This window comes from Corynebacterium lubricantis DSM 45231, assembly GCF_000379425.1.
Lineage (GTDB): Bacteria > Actinomycetota > Actinomycetes > Mycobacteriales > Mycobacteriaceae > Corynebacterium > Corynebacterium lubricantis.
Window position 1 is genome coordinate 61,899 of the sequence record NZ_KB902184.1, and the last position, 17,100, is coordinate 78,998.

The window sequence follows — 17,100 nt, forward strand, 5'->3', positions numbered from 1 at the left end:
ACCAGGGCCGCCCGCCTCTAACTGTTCAGGTTGCCCGAGAAAGTGACATTTCCAATGGTGAAATCAGCAGCCCACAGGCTGGAGTTGGCCACGTCGAAGGCGAACTGCACGTTGCTTGTTGCCCCGGCGCCGAGCTGCTGGTCAAGGCCAAGAATGCCCTCAAATGCCGCGTTCTCCGCGCTGAGCTCGTCGACCTCCGTGAGGCTGCCGCCCGTGGAATCGCGGTAGCCGAGTTTCGGTGTGCCCAATGCCTCTGGTGGCATCGGTGCATCGGACGTATTCGTCACCGCGACTGTCACAATGGTCCCGCCGCCTGCGGGCGGGGTGGTCACTCCCTGCCAGTGATAGGTAATCTCCGTGGCTGGATCCTCCACCGGCCCCGAAAGGTTGTCGGTGGTGATAGGGTCACGTTGCTCAACCGCGAATTCAGCATCCGCAGCTTCGGCCGTGGTGGCCACACCTGTGGTGGGTGTCAGCGTGCTTTCTGCATTCGCGTCCTCACCGTTGGAGGAGCACGATGCCAAAGCCAGACTAACTCCAGCGGCGGTGATGAGTGCCGTAGCGCGCGTGAGTGTTGAAGCCATGGCCTGCCTTTCACGTTGAAATGACGTATCTCGCACTACTTTAGCGTGTTGCCTAGACTGAACTCGTTGTGACCCAAAATTTAAGCAGAAAGAGATTGAGGAAAACTCTCCCCTTATGAATTCCTTATGGCGCGTCCTGCGCAGCGCTTCGGCGCTCTGGCCGTTCTATCTTGCGATCGTCGTTTTGGCTGCGGTCGTGGCATTGCTCGGCTTGGTCAGCCCTTTCATCCTGCGAGAGGCGACCGACTCGATTGTCTCGGCAGTCTCTGGCGACATCACGGTGGCAAGCGTCACCCAAACCATTATCTGGCTGGCCATCGCGCTGTTTGCTGCGGACGTGGCTACCACCTTGCTGCAGAACCTGAGTGGTTATTACGGCGACGTGATGGCCATGCGTCTGCGACAGATCCTGTCCACCCGCTACTACGCGAAGCTTTTGGCTCTGCCGCAGAAATACTTCGATAACCAGATCACGGGCACGGTGATCGCCAGGCTGGACCGTTCGATCACGAACGTCACTCAGTTCATCCAGTCCTTTTCCAACAACTTCTTGCCCATGGGCCTGCAAGTTATTGTAATTCTGATTATCACCACTATTTATTATTGGCCCCTGACCATCTTGCTGGCCTTATTGTTCCCGATTTACATGTACCTCACGGCGCTCACCTCAAAGCGGTGGCAGCGCATGGAGGGTGAGAAGAACCAGCAGATCGACGAAGCAAATGGTCGCTTCTCGGAGGTCATCGGCCAGGTGAAGGTCACCAAGTCCTTTGTCGCCGAGGTCCGCGAGCTGGACTTCTTCGGCTCGCGCTACGGCAAAACCGTCGATATCACGCGCCCGCAGTCGCGCTGGTGGCACTCCATGGACAGCATCCGCGGTGTGGCCATGAACCTGATTTTCCTGGCGATCTACCTGGTGCTTTTCCTGCGCACGCTTAATGGGTTCTTCACGCTCGGCGACATGGTGATGCTGCTGCAACTGGTGAATATGGCCAAGCAGCCCGTGTACATGATGAGCTTCATGGTCGATTCGGCGCAGCGCGCCATCGCCGGTTCCAAGGACTATTTCAAGGTCATGGAGGAGGAATTCGAGCCCACGGCGAATGAGCAGCTCGTCTCCGCCACGGAGGTATCAGGTGTGCCCGAGCTTCGCGACGACTACGTCGCCCCACTTGATTCTCGCAACCCGGTAGTCGATTTCAATCACGTCGATTTCGAGTATCTCCCCGGCGAGCCGGTGCTCCAGGACATCACCTTTAATGCCGCGCCCGGCGAAAAGGTCGCGCTCGTCGGTGAGTCGGGCGGCGGCAAGTCCACGATTATTAATCTGCTGCTCGGCCTCTACCCCATCTCGTCTGGCGAGCTGTCCGTATGTGGCCACGATGTCGAAGATCTCACCGCGGCGAAGCTGCGCTCATCCGTCGGTGTGGTCTTCCAGGAGCCGAACCTGTTCTCCGGCACGATCCGCGAGAATATTGCCTACGGCAAGCCCGATGCCACCGACGAAGAAGTCCTCGACGTGTCCCGGCGCGCCAACGCGCATGATTTCATCATGGCCTTCCCCCAGGGCTACGACACAGTGATCGGCGAGCGCGGCCTGCGCCTGTCCGGCGGCCAAAAGCAGCGCGTCGCCGTCGCCCGTGCGATGCTCAAGGACGCTCCGCTCTTGCTTCTCGACGAGGCCACCTCCGCCTTGGACAACAAGTCCGAGCGCGCGGTGCAGGCGGGCCTGGATGAGTTGATGAAGGATCGCACGACGATCATCATTGCGCACCGCTTGTCGACGATTGCCGACGTGGACAAGATCATCACCTTAGAGGGCGGAAAGATCCACGAAATCGGCTCGCCTGATGAGTTAGCGGTCTCCGGCGGTATTTATTCAGAGCTGCTCCAGTTGACTGCCTCTTCCTCCGAGGCCGATCGCAGCAGGCTGAAGAAGTTCGGCTTCGTCTCAGACGATGACGAGAACCACCCAGAGGAACACGTGTAAGAAATAAGTTCTACTCTGTCTAGTATGAAATTTCCCAGCATCGATGAACTCAAAGCCCGCGGAACCCGCAAGTGGACCCAGTACGAGGATGACGTGCTTCCACTATTCATCGCCGAAAGCGACTTCCCTACCGCGGCACCTGTAAAGGAAGCGATCCAGCGGGCCGTGGATAATGAGTCCTTTGGCTACACCCCGGCGAAGTCTGGTCTGCCGGAGGCGTTGGCCGACTTCTCAGAGCGCCGCTACGGCTGGCGCCCGGATCCTGCCAAGGTCTTTACCGTTGCCGATGTCGTGCGCGGCATGTTGCTGGGCATTCAGTACTTCACCAAGGAAGACTCGGCAGTCATCGTCCCGGTGCCTGCCTACCCTCCTTTCTTGGAGCTGCCCGAGACAGCCGGCCGCGAAAAGGTCGAAGTCAGTGCCGAAGAAGGCCTGAACATGGCCGAGGTCGAAAAGGCGTTTAAGAACGGTGCCGGCTCGATCCTGCTCTCGGCCCCGAACAACCCCTGGGGCTACACCTTTAGCGAGCAGGAGCTACGAGAGCTGACCGACTTGGCCGCCAAGTACGACGCCCGCGTGCTTTCCGACGAGATCCACGCCCCCATCATTTTGGACGGCAAGCACGTGTGCACGGCCGCCGTCTCCGAGACTGCCGCCGACGTGACTCTCACCGTCACCGCGACCTCGAAGGCCTGGAATATCGCGGGTCTGAAGTGCGCCCAGATGATTTTCTCCAACGATCGCGACGTGGAGATCTGGAACTCACTTTCTGGAGTGGCCAAGGATGGCACGGGCACCCTGGGTGTTTATGCCTCCGAGGCGTGCTACCGCTACGGCGAGGAAGCCCTCGAGGCTCAGCTCGAGGTCATCCGCGCGAACCGCGACTGGCTCGTGGATAACCTGCCAGAGGCCATCCCGGGCATCAAGTTCTCCAAGCCGAATGCCACCTATTTGATGGTGCTGGATTTCTCAGATACTGCCATTGGCGGCGAGGTAGAACCGGCGCAGTGGCTTCGTCGTGAAGCGAAAGTGGCGCTCAACGAAGGCATCACCTTCGGCACCGGCGGCGAGCACAAAGCGCGCCTGAATTTCGGTACCAGCCCGGAAATTTTGGAGGAAGCCGTTCGCCGCATGTCTGCAGCGATCGCCAAATCTGCCTAACCTAGGTGGCATGGACGAGACGACATACACACCGGACACCGATCCCGATGGCATGATCATCGAGCCCGATGCCGAGGACTTTGACACCCCGACACCCGCGCCCGGCAATGAGCCCTGGGCGCGGGGCGACCATGAGTGGTACAAGGACGCCGTGTTCTACGAGGTGCTAGTCCGCGGGTTCTACGACCCGGAGAACACCGGTTCGGGCAGCCTGAAGGGTGTGACCGAGAAGCTGGACTATATCCAGTGGCTGGGCATCGATGCGCTGTGGCTGCCACCGTTCTATGACTCCCCGCTAAAGGACGGTGGCTACGACATCCGCGATTTCCGCAAGGTGCTGCCGGAATTCGGCACGGTGGAGGATTTCGTGGAGCTCGTCGACCAGGCGCACCGCCGTGGCCTGCGCATCATCACGGACTTCCCCATCAACCACACCTCTGATCAGCACCCGTGGTTCCAGGAGTCCCGGCGCGACCCGAAGGGCCCTTACGGCGATTTCTACGTCTGGAGCGACACCGACGAGAAGTATGAGGACGCGCGCATCATCTTCGTGGATACCGAGGATTCGAACTGGACCTATGATCCGGTGCGTAAGCAGTACTTCTGGCACCGCTTCTTTAGCCACCAGCCGGACCTGAACTACGACAATCCGGATGTGCAAGAGGCCATCTTGGACGTGATCCGGTTCTGGCTGGATCTGGGTATGGACGGCATTCGTCTCGACGCGATTCCGTACCTCTTCGAGCGCGACGGTACCAACGGCGAAAACCTGCCTGAGACCCACCAGTTCATCAAGCGCGTGCGCAAGATGTTCGACGAGGAATACCCGGGGCGCTTCCTTTTGGCAGAGGCGAACCAGATGCCCGACGAGGTCGTCGCCTACTTCGGTGAGCCCGATATCGGCGACGAGTGTCACATGGCCTTCCACTTCCCGGTCATGCCGCGCATCTACATGGGCCTGCACCAGGAGAAGGCGCAGCCCATCATCGACATCCTGAATGAGACGCCGGACATTCCGGAGTCCGCCCAGTGGGGCATGTTCCTGCGCAACCACGACGAGCTCACCCTCGAAATGGTCACGGAGGAGGAGCGCGACTATATGTATACGCACTTCGCCAAGGAACCCCGCATGAAGGCAAACGTGGGTATTCGCCGCCGCCTGGCTCCCCTGCTCGGCGGCCACCGCGATCGCCTCGAACTGGCGCATGCGATCCTGCTCTCCCTGCCGGGTTCGCCGTTTCTGTACTACGGCGACGAGATCGGCATGGGCGATAACATCTGGCTGCCGGACCGCGACGGTGTGCGCACACCGATGCAGTGGTCCAACGACCGCAACGGCGGCTTCTCCCGCGCCGAGCCCGAGCGCCTCTACCTGCCGGCTATTCAGAACGACCAGTACGGCTACCAAACCGTCAACGTCGAAGCCCAGATGGGCCGCGACAATTCCATTCTGCATTGGGTCCGCGAGCGCGTATTGATTCGCAAGCAGTACAAGGCGTTCGGCCGCGGCGGGCTGGAGTTTGTGAACCACTCCAACGAATCCGTGTTGGCTTTCGTGCGCGAGTACGACGGCGAGCGCATCTTGTGTGTGAACAACATGAGTTCGCGCCCGCAGCCAGTGGAAATGCATCTCGCCCACTACGCGGGTATCACCCCACGCGAGCTCTCGGGCGGTGAATATTTCCCTCAGATCGGCGAGCTACCCTGGCTGGTCACCCTCGCCCCGCACGGCTTCTTCTGGTTCGACATTTCGGGAGAGCGCTAGTGAATCTGTCAGAGTCCCTCGCCGCCGAGCGTTTCTACGGCGCCAAGTCGGAGCCTATTGAAGATATCGAAACCGTGCGTTCGGCACCGGCAGCAGATTTCGAGTGGCGCGTCGTCGATGTCGCCCACGGCAGCAGTCACGACTTGTACCAATTGCTTCTCGACGATTCCGCCGACGCCCTCTCCTCCGAGCGCGGCGCGAAGGCGTATCTCGCCAACGCGGCTTCCTTCGGAGAGGTCCATGGAAGCATCAAAGGTACGACAGCCGTACCCATGGGCGCCGAGCAGTCCAACACGAACCTCATCGTCGACGACAACTGGGTCTTAAAGGTCTTCCGCAAGCTCGAGGCCGGCCTCAACCCCGACGTCGAGCTGCTGACCCAAATCTCGGACTGTGAACATGTTGCCGGCGTGCGCGGCTACACCACCACGCAGATCGACGGGCAGGACTACACCCTGGCGATGATGCAGCAGCGCATCCTCGGCGGCACCGACGGCTTCGATTTGGCTCTGGCCAGCCCGGACTTCGGAGACCTCTCCTTCGAGCTCGGCCAGGCCACCCGCATTGTCCACCAGGCTTTGGCAGAGGCTTTTCCGACGCAGTCGGTTCCGGTGGCATCGGTCGTCGATAAGCTTCATGCTCACCTCGACGACCTGCTACCTTTGGCCCCGCAGCTCGCCGAGCTTGAGCCGGGCATACGTGCGCTTTACGACGAGCTCTCGGGCGACTCTGTCACCGTGCAGCGTGTGCATGGCGACCTGCATTTAGGCCAGACGCTGCGCACTGCTGATCGGTGGTACCTGATCGATTTCGAGGGCGAGCCCGCGCGGCCCCTGGCTCAGCGGGTGCTGCCCGACCACGTGCTTCGCGACGTCGCTGGCATGGTCCGCTCCTTCGGTTACGCCAGTGCGATGTCGTCGCATCCGGAGGGTTGGGAGTCCGAGAATGTCACGCGCTACCTGGAAGGATACGGAGAGATAAACGCGGAGCTGCTGCAGGCCTATGTGGTGGATAAGGCCGCGTATGAGGTTGTGTACGAGGCGAATAATCGCCCAGACAATGTAGACATCCCGCTCGGTGCAATCTCAAAGTTAATCAAAAGGTGATAAAGATTACCCCCAGATGTTCAGCGCTGTGACAGGGTTAGTAGGGTTTATCCGTAAATCTTCCCGACCTATCTAGGAGGCGCACAGTGACTAATACCGTGTCTAGCCCCGCCAAGAATGAGAAGAAGGCTGGGGCCGTCACTATTGTTGTGACCTCCCTGATGCTCTTCTCCATGTTCTTCGGCGCGGGCAACTTGATTTTCCCACCGATGATCGGTGTGGAAGCCGGCCAGAATTTCTGGCCCGCGATCTTCGGCTTCATTGGCTCCGGCGTGATTCTGCCGGTGCTGGCCGTCATTGCGATTGCCCTGTCCGGCAATAACGTGCGCGACCTCGCTCGTCGCGGCGGCTCGATCTTCGGGCTTTTCTTCCCGATCCTGGCGTATTTGTCCATCGGCGTGTTCTACGCGCTGCCACGTACCGGTGCCGTGTCCTTTGAAACCGCCATCACTCCGCTGACCGGCTGGGATTCCACGCTGGCCGCCGGTATTTTCAACTTCATCTTCTTCGGCATCGCGCTGGCATTGTCGTGGAACCCGAACACCATCATGGACTCCCTGGGGCGCTTCCTCACCCCGGCTCTTGTGATTCTATTGGCCATCCTGATCACCTTGTCGGTGACCACCATGGGCGGCGAGCCCGGTGCTCCGTCCGAGGCCTACACCGATGCTCCGATGGCGACCGGTCTGCTTGAGGGCTACCTCACCATGGACTCCATCGCGGCACTGGCGTTCTCCATCGTGGTGATCTCTTCGCTGCGCTACAAGGGCTTCGAAGAGGGCAAGCAGCTTACCCAGGGCACCATTTTGGCTGGTCTCGGCGCAGGTATTTTGCTCGCCGCGATCTACCTGGGCCTGGGCATTATTGGCCAGGTCATCGACAATGGCGACCAGTACTCCAACGGTGCAGGCCTGCTTTCCGACGCCGCGCTGCAGACCATGGGCCAGCCTGGCCAAATCATCTTCGCGCTGATTGTGCTCCTGGCATGTATGACCACCGCGGTGGGCCTGATCACCTCGACCTCGGAGTTCTTCAACACTTTGACTCCTGGCATTTCCTACAAGGTGTGGGCAGTTGTCTTCGCAGTAGCTTCCGCTGGCATGGCCACCATGGGTCTGGATATGGTCCTGGCCATTGCAGCACCAGTGGTGACTTTCCTTTACCCGCCGGCAATTGCACTGATTTTCATCGCACTTGTCGAGCCTCTATTCCGCGGCAAGGTCTACTTCTACTGGGCGTACCGCCTGCCACTGTGGGTGGCCGTGATCTGGTCCGCGTACTCCGTCTTCCTTGACTTGGGCTGGTTCCCTTCAAGCTTCTCCGTGCTGGTCGACTGGGCTCCAATGCAGGGTGTTTCGCTGGGGTGGGTCCTGCCTACTGTGGTTGCTTTCATCATCGGCCTTGTCATTGACTTCGTGCAGAAGCGCGAAGCTCCGGTAGACGATCGCTCCTTCGCCTCGAGGGCTTTGGGTGTAAAATAAGTAGCACTACGGAATAAATCCACCTTAACTAGGGTTGTAAGTACTGGACTTTTTGTACTCAAATACTCCTAGCTTAAAGGTGGATTTTTCTATGTCGCGTTTGCCGTTGTCCCTCATCGATTTCTGCACGATCTACGAAGGAGAGACTGCCGGTCAGTCAATGCAGCGCTCCGTGCAGCTCGCACAGACTGCAGAAAAGTTGGGGTATTCGCGCATCTGGTACTCAGAGCATCACAACATGCCGACGATTGCTTCGTCGTCACCTGCTGTTTTGATCTCTCACATTGGTGCCCGCACCGAGAAGATTCGCCTGGGAGCCGGTGGCGTGATGCTGCCGAACCACTCCCCTTATGTCATTGCTGAGCAGTTCGGTACCCTCGGCGAGCTCTACCCCGACCGCATCGATCTGGGTCTGGGCCGCGCACCTGGCACCGACCAGAACACCCTCGGCCGTGCGCTGCGCCGCGACCCTAATTCCGCCGAGCGCTTCCCTAACGATGTGGTTGAGCTCCACGGATTCTTTACTGGAAATTCGCAGGTCCCAGGTGTGACCGCCGTTCCTGGTGAAGGCGTGAAGATGCCTATGTACATCCTCGGTTCCTCCATGTTCGGTGCGACCCTCGCCGCGAAGCTTGGGCTGCCTTATTCCTTCGCTTCCCACTTCGCTCCACAGCAGCTGGTGCAGGCCACCACCTACTACCGCGAGCACTTCGAGCCATCGGATGTGCTCTCCGAGCCTTATGTCATCGCCGCAGTCAACGTCACCGCAGCTGACACCGCCGAAGAGGCAGCAGAGCAGACCAAGGGCGTGCACCGCAATCGCGTGAAGTCCATGATGGGTCGCCGCGGGCTTGTGCTTAACGACGAGCAACTCGACCAGGTAGTCAACTCCCCTCAGGGCCAGCAGATCATTGAAATGCTGAAGTTCACCGCAGAGGGCACTGGCTCCGACGTTGTGGCTTACTTGGAGCAGTTCGCCGAGCTGGCCAAGGCCGACGAGCTGATGGTCTCCCTCCAGGGCCGCAACCACGACGAGGCGTTACGCTCCATGGAAATCTTGGCCGATGCATGGGACCTCGACCCTGCAAATATGGCTGGCGCACCAGGAAACTTCTAAACTACAGTTTGTGCAGGTTAATAGCCATTTTAAGGCCATGTCTAGCCCCTGTTATATAGTTCAGGTGTTCGATAAAAATCGAACGGAGACTACTTCATATCGAGGGGTGTGTTCATCACATGAACACGAAGTTTTATTCCATTTGCCAACCTGATTCGCCTCGGGCGCAAGCCATGCTTGCTGCCCGGCGCGCCGAGTACGAGGCATGGCGTATCGCCTACGCCGTGCCCATTGATGAAGACGACCGTGACTGGACCGAACATGCCGCGTCTATTCGCGCCCATGTTGGCGGTTCGGAGGGGTTTATCGCCGACCGCCTAGTGGCGCTGGCGGTCGTCGATAAGCTTCCTAAATTCCGTGCCCACATTGAGTCGATGTGGCACCTAGACATGTACACGCTTGTGCGCATCGGGAAAACCTTGGAGGGTTTCCTGGTGTCCACCGCTGCGCGCGACCAGGAGGTGTGGCCGCTGGTAGATGAATTCCTCACCAACTACCTCACCCCTACGCGCGTACAGCAGCAGATGCCTTCTGCTGCGCAAATTCAGCGCAAGTTGAGCCAGTTCTTGGCGCAGTTCGAGGACGCAACCGCCGAGCCGGACTCCCCTGCTGACCTCAACCTGGGCTTCACCGTGCACAACTTCGGCAACGGTTCCACACATATTGGAGTCAGCCACGATGATGCTACTGCGCTTTTAATCGAAGAAACGGTGCGTGCCTACGCCGCCGACAACAACATTTCCTTGGTCGATGCCCATGCCGAATTGATCCTGGGTAAGGCGAGCGTGAAGGTTGTGGTCAATACCTACCAGGCCTGCGACGTGCCAGGCGCGCCGGTGTGGGCTCCTGGGGTGGGCTACATGCGGGATTACTCAGGCAGTTTCTTGAACAGGCTCTCGGACCATACCCGCGACTTGATTGGCGCCGAGTATGAGGAAGTCACGGCCTACCGCGTCTCTACCTCCATCAGGGCCTACCTAGAGGGCCGAGATGGGATCTGCAGGTGGCCGGGATGTGAGAGACCGGCCCACCGCACGGAAAAGGATCACCGGATCAACTGGGCGGACGGTGGCCCGACCTCCCCGGCAAACATGATATGCCTGTGTTCCCACCACCACAATCGAAAAACAGATCAGGTGGTGCACTACATCCTGGATCCCATCACAGCCGATGTGTACTGGCTATTCTCGGATGGGACCTGGGTGGTCGATCACGCCGAGGGGCCGTTGGCACCAGCGAACCGAAACTGGGTGCGCACGCTGGGTCAAAAGCTACGTAGCCGCCACCCGGACAAGGTGCCGGCTTAACCTATCCGGTGCCGAATATCAGGCCGATCACAATGAGCACTGGGAAGGAGACCAGGGTCGACGCAACTCCGGCATTGCGGGCAAGTTCGCTAGCAGTGCGGAAGCGCAAAGAATACGTGAGCACGTTTTGCGCAGTCGGCAGTGCACCTAGAACTACTGCGGTATAGAGCGCGTGGCCTTCCATCCCGAAGACGAAGTATGCCAATAGGCCAGCAACAATCGGGTGGACAATGTTCTTCATGACTACCGTCAGGGTGACACCCCGGGTGAGTTTCAACTTCATGCCGTAGAGGGACATACCGAACACCATCAAGGCGAGTGGCACCGCTGCTCCTGCAAGGATTGACACTGGTTCGGAGATAATCGGGGGCACGTCCCACCCCGTGAACGCGATGGTCATGCCGATCACCGCGCCAATCAGCATGGGGTTTTTCAATGCCACAACGACATTGTGTTTCCAGCCTTGTCCCCCACCCTCCGAGGTAGTGATGTCCAACCACGTCAACGTGATCGGCGCATAAAACGCTACTTGGAAGAGAATCATGGGGACGACTGCGGCGGCGTCGCCAAGCAGGTAGACAGCTAGCGGAATGCCGAGGTTGCCGCCGTTGGCATAGCTTGAGGCGAGCATGCCGATGATGGAGCTCGACTTATCCCAATGCCGCAACCGAAAAAGCGCAAACGCCGGAAAACGGCCATGACAGCGGAGGCAGCAATAACCACAAAGTTTGGGCCCAAAATATCGCGCGGATCGGTGTGGATCAGGCGATCGATCAGCAGCGCAGGTGTCGCCACCGCGTAAACAATGGTGGCTAGTGTCCTTTGCTCACTCGGCTTCAGCACACCCAGACGGATCAGAAAGTAGCCCGCTGCGATCACGATAATGACTACCCCGAAGCCTTGGAGCACGCCGAGCATATAATGTCCTTCCGCCAAAGCCACCCAAAGCGCCAAAGCCACTAGAGGGGTATTACCAATTAGTTTCTCCCCCAGTGTGCTCTTGACAAAGGACTAATACAATTCGAGGACTGCAGGCTCAATGATGCTGTTACACGATTAAGCCGGAACAGTTTCCCAATAGTTTCACTTTGTTTACCATGACCCTCTACCCTTAATTGCCATGGTGAATTCACGAGCCGCCCAAGGCCTAGCCGCCATCGCAGCAGCCTCGCTGCTGGCGTCCTGTTCCGCGGGTTCCACTGCCAGCGAGGTCGGTCGCGTCCAAGGCGCGGGCCTCGTCGTCGGCACGTCCGGCGCGCCCGCCTCCCTCGATTTCACAACCACTGGCGGCGCCGCCATCCCCCAGGCGCTCATGTCGAATGTCTACGAAACCCTCGTGCGTATCGACGAAAACGGCGAGCCCGCCCCCCACCTCGCCCAGGACATCGCAATTAACGACGATCGCACGTCTTATACCTTTCACTTACGCGAAGGAGTGCGCTTCTCCAACGGAGAACCTTTCAACGCCGAGTCGGTGAAGTTTTCCATTGAGTATGTCCAAAACGAGTGGACGAACGGGCTGAGCTCCCAGATGGACCCGGTGAGCTCGGTAGACGTTCTCGACGAGTACACCGTGCAAGTGAATCTCGAGCATCCATCGAACCGCTGGCTCTGGTCAATGGGCACCCTGACCGGCGCGATGATGACCCCTGCGGGTGTCGACACGCTTGCCAGCGACCCGATCGGCACGGGCCCCTACACAGTGAAGCGCTTCTCGGTCGGCGAGTCCATTTCCTATACTGCCCGCGAGGACTACTGGGGCACCCCCGCGAATCAGGACGCGGCCATCCGCTATTTCTCGGATTCGGTAGCTACCGTCAATGCCCTGCGCGCAGGCGATGTCGACGTCGTGTGGGCACTCCAGGCACCGGAACTGCTTGATTCCCTCCCCGAGGAATACGGCGTGCACGTCGGCAGCACCAACGGCGAGGTGGTGTTCTCCATGAACAACAACGCCGCGCCTTTCGACGATCCCGCGGTTCGTCAAGCAGCCGCCTACGCCATCGACCGCGACGCCCTCAACCAGGTCGTCTGGGAAGGCATGGCCACCAACACCGGCGGCGCACCCGTCCCACCAACGGACCCGTGGTACACCGGCCGCGACTACTACCCCTTCGACCCGCAGCGTGCCGAAGCCTTATTAACTGGCCGCACCCCCGAGGTCACCATCTCGGTGCCTTCGCTGCCCTATGCCCAGACCGCCGCCGAGCTGATCTTCTCGCAGCTGACCCAAGTCGGATTCAAAGTCACCTTGGAAACCGTCGAGTTCCCAGCCGTCTGGCTAGGCCAGGTCATGAGCCAGCACGACTATCAGGCCTCGATCATCTCGCACGTGGAACCTCGCGATATCCCGGCGCTCTTCGGCAACCCCGACTATTACCTGGGCTACGATTCACCCGAACTGCGCGAGGATCTCCAGCTCGCCGACCAGGGAGATTTGAGCGACGAGACCACGCGCATGATCTCCGCGGTGGACACCATCATGGCCGATGCCGGGGCCCTGACTCTGGCGAATTCCCCTAATGTTGTCCTTACCGCGCCCGGGGTCACCGGGATCGAAGCCAACGTGATCACCGATGCCCTACCTCTCGCGGGAGTGAAGAAACAGTGATTCTGCGCCTGATAGCTCGCTTCCTCATCATGCTGTTTCTTGCCAGCGTGATCATTTTCGTCCTGCTGCGCGCAGTCCCCGGCGACCCGGCGCGCATCGCGCTTGGGGTTAATGCCACAGACGAAGCCGTAGCCGAACTCTCCTCGCGCCTGGGCACCGACCGGCCGCTGCTGACTCAATACGCAGAGTGGATCGGTGGCCTGATAACCGGAGACTTCGGTATCTCGCTGTCCAGCCAGCAGGACATCACCCCGCTGGTGCTTGACCGCGGCGCGGTATCGCTGATCCTCGCGGGCACCTCGATGGTGTTATCGCTTGCCATCGCCGTACCACTCGGCATTTATCTGGCGCGCAAGGCCGGCACCCCGCAAGCGGCAGTAGTGTCAGCGGGTACGCAGCTGGGTATCGCGGTGCCCAGCTTCCTCGTCGGCATCCTGCTCGTAGCGGTATTTTCCGTGCGCCTCGGTTGGTTGCCCGCGAACGGCTGGGTCCCACCGAACGAGAACTTTGGCGGGTTCCTGGCCAGGCTCGTCCTCCCCGTCATCGCGCTCTCACTCGTCCAAGCCGCGATCCTGACCAGGTACGTGCGCAGCGCCATCCTGGAGGAGTTGAACAAGGACTACGTGCGCACGGCTAGGGCGACGGGCTCGTCGCAAAGCGAAGTGCTCTACAAACATGCACTAAAAAACGCAGCCCTACCCGTGCTCACCGTGACTGGTGTGCAGCTGACCAGCCTGATCGTGGGCGCGGTGGTCATCGAACGGGTCTTTGTCATTCCGGGGCTGGGCTCGATGCTTCTCGACGCCGTGTCCAACCGCGACCTCACCACCGTGCAAACCGTGATGATGTTGCTTGTCGTATTTACCCTCGTGGTCAATTTCGTGGTGGATCTGCTCTACCGACTGATTGACCCGCGTATCAAGGTGGCAGCATGAGACTTTCAGGATGGATCGGCGCGGTTATCGTCGCCATTGTTGCCTTCTTCGCCCTGCTCTCGCTGGTGTGGACGCCGTATGACGCCACCCACGCGATCCCAGCGGATCGCCTCCAGGGCCCGACGCTTTCGCATGTCTTGGGCACCGATCAATTTGGGCGCGACATCTTCTCCCGCATCCTCGAGGGCTCCGCGATCACGCTCGCCGTCTGCGTGGTGGGTGTGGGCATCTCTGCGCTGATCGGCGTGCCGCTGGGAATTGTGGCGGGCATGCGCCGCGGGTGGACGGAGTCCATCATCATGCGCGGCAACGACCTGTTGCTCGCCTTCCCGGCGCTGCTGCTGGCCATCGTGTTTACGGCGGTCTTCGGTGCATCGACGGGCATTGTCATGCTGGCCATCGGCATCGCGGGCATCCCCGGATTCGCCCGCGTCGCCCGCGCCGGCACCCTGCGCGTGATGACGCAGGATTATATTCTCGCCGCGCGCATCTCCAAGGTCCCCGGCCCCGTGATCGCCTGGCGCCACGTGCTGCCCAATATCGCTGGTGTGATCATCGTGCAGGTCTCGGTGTCCTTCGCACTGGCCATCCTCGCCGAGGCCGGGCTCTCCTTCCTGGGACTCGGCACCCCGGCACCCTATGCCTCCTGGGGCCGGATGCTGCAGGCCTCCCAGGGATTCCTCGCCTCCGCGCCGCACTTGGCCATCTTCCCCGGTATCGCCATCGCCGCGACCGTGCTGGGCTTCAACCTGCTCGGCGACGGCCTACGCGACGCACTTGACCCCACGACCAGACGAAAGGCGAGAACCTCCGCATGATTCACGTTGACAACCTCTCCATCGAGGGCATCTTGGAGAACATCTCCTTCGACATTGCTCCAGGTCAGCGCCTTGGCATCATCGGCGAGTCCGGCTCCGGTAAATCCATGACGGCGCTCGCCGTGATCGGGCTGCTGCCTTCGAATCTCAAGGCCACGGGCACGGTCGAGGTCAATGGCACCGACATGCTCTCTGCTCGGGAAGCGGTTCGTCGCAAAGTGCGCGGCTCTACCGTGGGCATGGTGTTCCAGGAACCCATGAGCGCGCTCGATCCCCTGATGCAGGTCGGCCGCCAAGTCGCCGAGGCGAGCAATCCCGAGCGTGCCCGGGAGCTGCTCAAGGAGGTGGGAATTGAGCGATACGAGGCCTACCCGCACGAGCTTTCCGGCGGGCAGCGCCAACGCGTGCTCATCGCGCTTGCTATCGCGGGCGACCCCGACCTGCTGATTTGCGACGAGCCCACCACCGCCCTCGACGTGACCACCCAGGCCGAAATCCTCGATCTGCTTGACCGCCTCGTGGCCGAGCGCGGCATGGCTCTCATGTTCGTCAGCCACGACCTCGGCGTGATCAAGCGCATGACCGATCGCGTGCTCATCTTTCAGCGCGGCCGCATCGTCGACCCAGATTCCGAGTACGCCCGCAACCTCATCGCGGCAGCCAAGCCCGGCGCACCGGCCCTCCCGTCCGAAGTCGGCGAGCCCATCATCACCTTGGATAAAGTCTCCCTGACCCGCGGAAAGACGCTAGCTATCGACGACGTCTCGCTAGAAATTCGTCGCGGCGAACGCCTCGGCATCGTCGGTGGCTCCGGCTCCGGGAAAACCTCGCTGCTGCGCCTCATCGCCGGCCTCTCCGCACCAGATGCGGGCACCGTCCGCGTCGACGGCTCCCTGCAGATGGTCTTCCAGGACCCTCAATCATCGCTCAATCCGCGCCTCAAGGTCGGCAAATCCATCCGCGAGGCCGGGGTCAATCAATCGCGTTGCGACGAGGTCCTAGAACACGTCGGCCTCCCCGGCGTTGCTAACCGCTTCCCCCACGAATTCTCCGGTGGGCAGCGCCAGCGCGTCTCCATCGCGCGCGCTGCCGGCCCGCGCCCGAGCATTTTGCTTGCCGACGAGCCCGTGTCCGCCCTCGATGTCACCGTCCGCGCCCAGGTGCTCGACCTGATCAACGACCTCGTCACCGAAGACGAGCTGACACTAGTATTTGTGTCTCATGATCTCTCGGTGGTGCGCCACGTCTGCCCCACTATCGCCGTGATCCATGAAGGAAAGATCGTGGAATCCGGGCCCACCGAGGAGATCTGGGCGAACCCGCGACACCCATATACGCAGTCGCTACTGGAGGCAATCCCTCATTAACTGAGCGGCCTGGCTTGGTGTGCGCCCTACCTTCACGCCGACCGCTTCGAGTGCCAGCTTCTTTGATTCCGCCGTACCCGAGCTCCCCGAGACGATCGCACCGGCATGGCCCATGGTTTTACCCTCTGGCGCCGTGAAGCCCGCGATATAGGCCACCACCGGCTTGGTCACGTTCTCCTGGATGAACTTGGCAGCGGCTTCCTCTGCATCACCGCCGATCTCACCGATCATCATGATGGCTTTGGTGTCTGGGTCCGCCTGGAACGCACGGATCGCGCTGATGTGTGTTGTGCCAATGATCGGGTCGCCGCCGATACCCACGCAGGTGGTGAATCCGATATCGGAGAGCTCGAACATCATCTGATAGGTCAACGTGCCCGACTTGGACACTAGACCCAAAGGCCCGGGGTTCGGAGCGGTCTCTGCGGGGATAATGCCCGCGTTGGATTGCCCCGGGGAAATGATTCCTGGGCAGTTCGGGCCAATGATCCTGGTATCCGACTCACGTGCCAGCGCATAGAACTCGGCGGTGTCTTTAATAGGCACGCCTTCGGTAATCACCACGACGAGAGGCATGCGCGCGTTAATGGCTTCGACCACCGCCGACTTGGTGGCCACAGCCGGGACGAAGACAACCGAGACGTTTGCACCGGTCGAGCTCATGGCCTCGCGCACCGAACCGAAGACGGGTACTTCGGTGCCCCCCTCGAAGGTGACGGTCGTGCCAGCCTTTTTCGGGTTTACTCCACCAACGATGGTGCTGCCCGAGTTGAGCATCCGTTGGGTGTGCTTCATGCCTTCTGCACCGGTCATGCCCTGGACAATGATCTTGGAATCTGAGTCGAGAAAAATAGACAT

The 17,100-nt window shown here is 60.3% G+C and carries 15 protein-coding genes; 11 read left to right on the forward strand and 4 right to left on the reverse strand.

All coding sequences use genetic code 11. From position 1 onward, the window contains the following. Nucleotides 1-17: 17 nt before the first annotated feature. The gene (locus A37O_RS0103275) at nt 18-584 is read right to left on the reverse strand and encodes a hypothetical protein (RefSeq protein ID WP_018296068.1); all 567 of its coding nucleotides are present in this window, start codon (nt 582-584) and stop codon (nt 18-20) included. A 115-nt stretch (nt 585-699) separates the two neighbouring features. Between A37O_RS0103275 and A37O_RS0103280 the strand changes: the two genes are divergently transcribed. The 7 genes from A37O_RS0103280 (at nt 700) to A37O_RS0103310 (ending at nt 10,511) form a co-directional block, all read left to right on the forward strand. Further along, nucleotides 700-2,574, forward strand: coding sequence for an ABC transporter ATP-binding protein (locus A37O_RS0103280; RefSeq protein ID WP_018296069.1), 1,875 nt, complete (start codon nt 700-702; stop codon nt 2,572-2,574). Between the two features lie 24 nt (nt 2,575-2,598). Continuing rightward, on the forward strand, nt 2,599-3,735 hold the full coding sequence (locus A37O_RS0103285; protein ID WP_018296070.1) for a MalY/PatB family protein: 1,137 nt from the start codon (nt 2,599-2,601) through the stop codon (nt 3,733-3,735). Between the two features lie 10 nt (nt 3,736-3,745). Then, a complete protein-coding gene (gene treS / locus A37O_RS0103290; RefSeq protein ID WP_018296071.1) occupies nt 3,746-5,500 on the forward strand; it encodes a maltose alpha-D-glucosyltransferase in 1,755 nt (584 codons plus the stop codon). After that, complete coding sequence (locus A37O_RS0103295) at nt 5,500-6,606, forward strand: phosphotransferase (protein WP_018296072.1); 1,107 nt, start codon at nt 5,500-5,502, stop codon at nt 6,604-6,606. The genes treS and A37O_RS0103295 overlap by 1 nt, the downstream gene beginning before the upstream one ends. 86 nt (nt 6,607-6,692) lie before the next feature. Further along, nucleotides 6,693-8,087, forward strand: coding sequence for a branched-chain amino acid transport system II carrier protein (gene brnQ, locus A37O_RS0103300; RefSeq protein WP_018296073.1), 1,395 nt, complete (start codon nt 6,693-6,695; stop codon nt 8,085-8,087). Between the two features lie 91 nt (nt 8,088-8,178). Then, the gene (locus tag A37O_RS0103305; RefSeq protein ID WP_018296074.1) at nt 8,179-9,204 is read left to right on the forward strand and encodes an LLM class flavin-dependent oxidoreductase; all 1,026 of its coding nucleotides are present in this window, start codon (nt 8,179-8,181) and stop codon (nt 9,202-9,204) included. A gap of 119 nt (nt 9,205-9,323) precedes the next feature. Then, complete coding sequence (locus A37O_RS0103310) at nt 9,324-10,511, forward strand: HNH endonuclease signature motif containing protein (RefSeq protein ID WP_018296075.1); 1,188 nt, start codon at nt 9,324-9,326, stop codon at nt 10,509-10,511. Nucleotide 10,512: 1 nt separating this feature from the next. Here the strand turns inward: A37O_RS0103310 and A37O_RS15635 are convergent, their stop codons facing one another. Both A37O_RS15635 and A37O_RS16770 read right to left on the reverse strand, forming a co-directional pair. Next, the gene (locus tag A37O_RS15635; RefSeq protein WP_245533778.1) at nt 10,513-11,142 is read right to left on the reverse strand and encodes an AEC family transporter; all 630 of its coding nucleotides are present in this window, start codon (nt 11,140-11,142) and stop codon (nt 10,513-10,515) included. Then, a complete protein-coding gene (locus tag A37O_RS16770; RefSeq protein WP_245533779.1) occupies nt 11,094-11,471 on the reverse strand; it encodes an AEC family transporter in 378 nt (125 codons plus the stop codon). Before A37O_RS16770 ends, A37O_RS15635 begins: the two co-directional genes overlap by 49 nt. A gap of 160 nt (nt 11,472-11,631) precedes the next feature. Between A37O_RS16770 and A37O_RS0103320 the strand changes: the two genes are divergently transcribed. Genes A37O_RS0103320 through A37O_RS0103335 form a run of 4 tightly spaced genes read left to right on the forward strand, consistent with a single transcriptional unit; the run spans nt 11,632 to nt 16,242 of the window. Next, nucleotides 11,632-13,122 (forward strand): ABC transporter substrate-binding protein, encoded by a 1,491-nt coding sequence (locus A37O_RS0103320; protein ID WP_018296076.1) that lies wholly within the window; start codon nt 11,632-11,634, stop codon nt 13,120-13,122. After that, complete coding sequence (locus A37O_RS0103325) at nt 13,119-14,057, forward strand: ABC transporter permease (RefSeq protein ID WP_018296077.1); 939 nt, start codon at nt 13,119-13,121, stop codon at nt 14,055-14,057. The genes A37O_RS0103320 and A37O_RS0103325 overlap by 4 nt, the downstream gene beginning before the upstream one ends. After that, nucleotides 14,054-14,875, forward strand: a complete 822-nt coding sequence (locus A37O_RS0103330; protein WP_018296078.1) for an ABC transporter permease — start codon at nt 14,054-14,056, stop codon at nt 14,873-14,875. The genes A37O_RS0103325 and A37O_RS0103330 overlap by 4 nt, the downstream gene beginning before the upstream one ends. Next, on the forward strand, nt 14,872-16,242 hold the full coding sequence (locus tag A37O_RS0103335) for an ATP-binding cassette domain-containing protein (RefSeq protein WP_018296079.1): 1,371 nt from the start codon (nt 14,872-14,874) through the stop codon (nt 16,240-16,242). Before A37O_RS0103330 ends, A37O_RS0103335 begins: the two co-directional genes overlap by 4 nt. Here A37O_RS0103335 and sucD read toward each other — a convergent pair. Beyond that, nucleotides 16,219-17,100: a succinate--CoA ligase subunit alpha gene (sucD, locus tag A37O_RS0103340; RefSeq protein ID WP_018296080.1), complete on the reverse strand. Its 882-nt coding sequence runs from the start codon at nt 17,098-17,100 to the stop codon at nt 16,219-16,221. The genes A37O_RS0103335 and sucD overlap by 24 nt on opposite strands.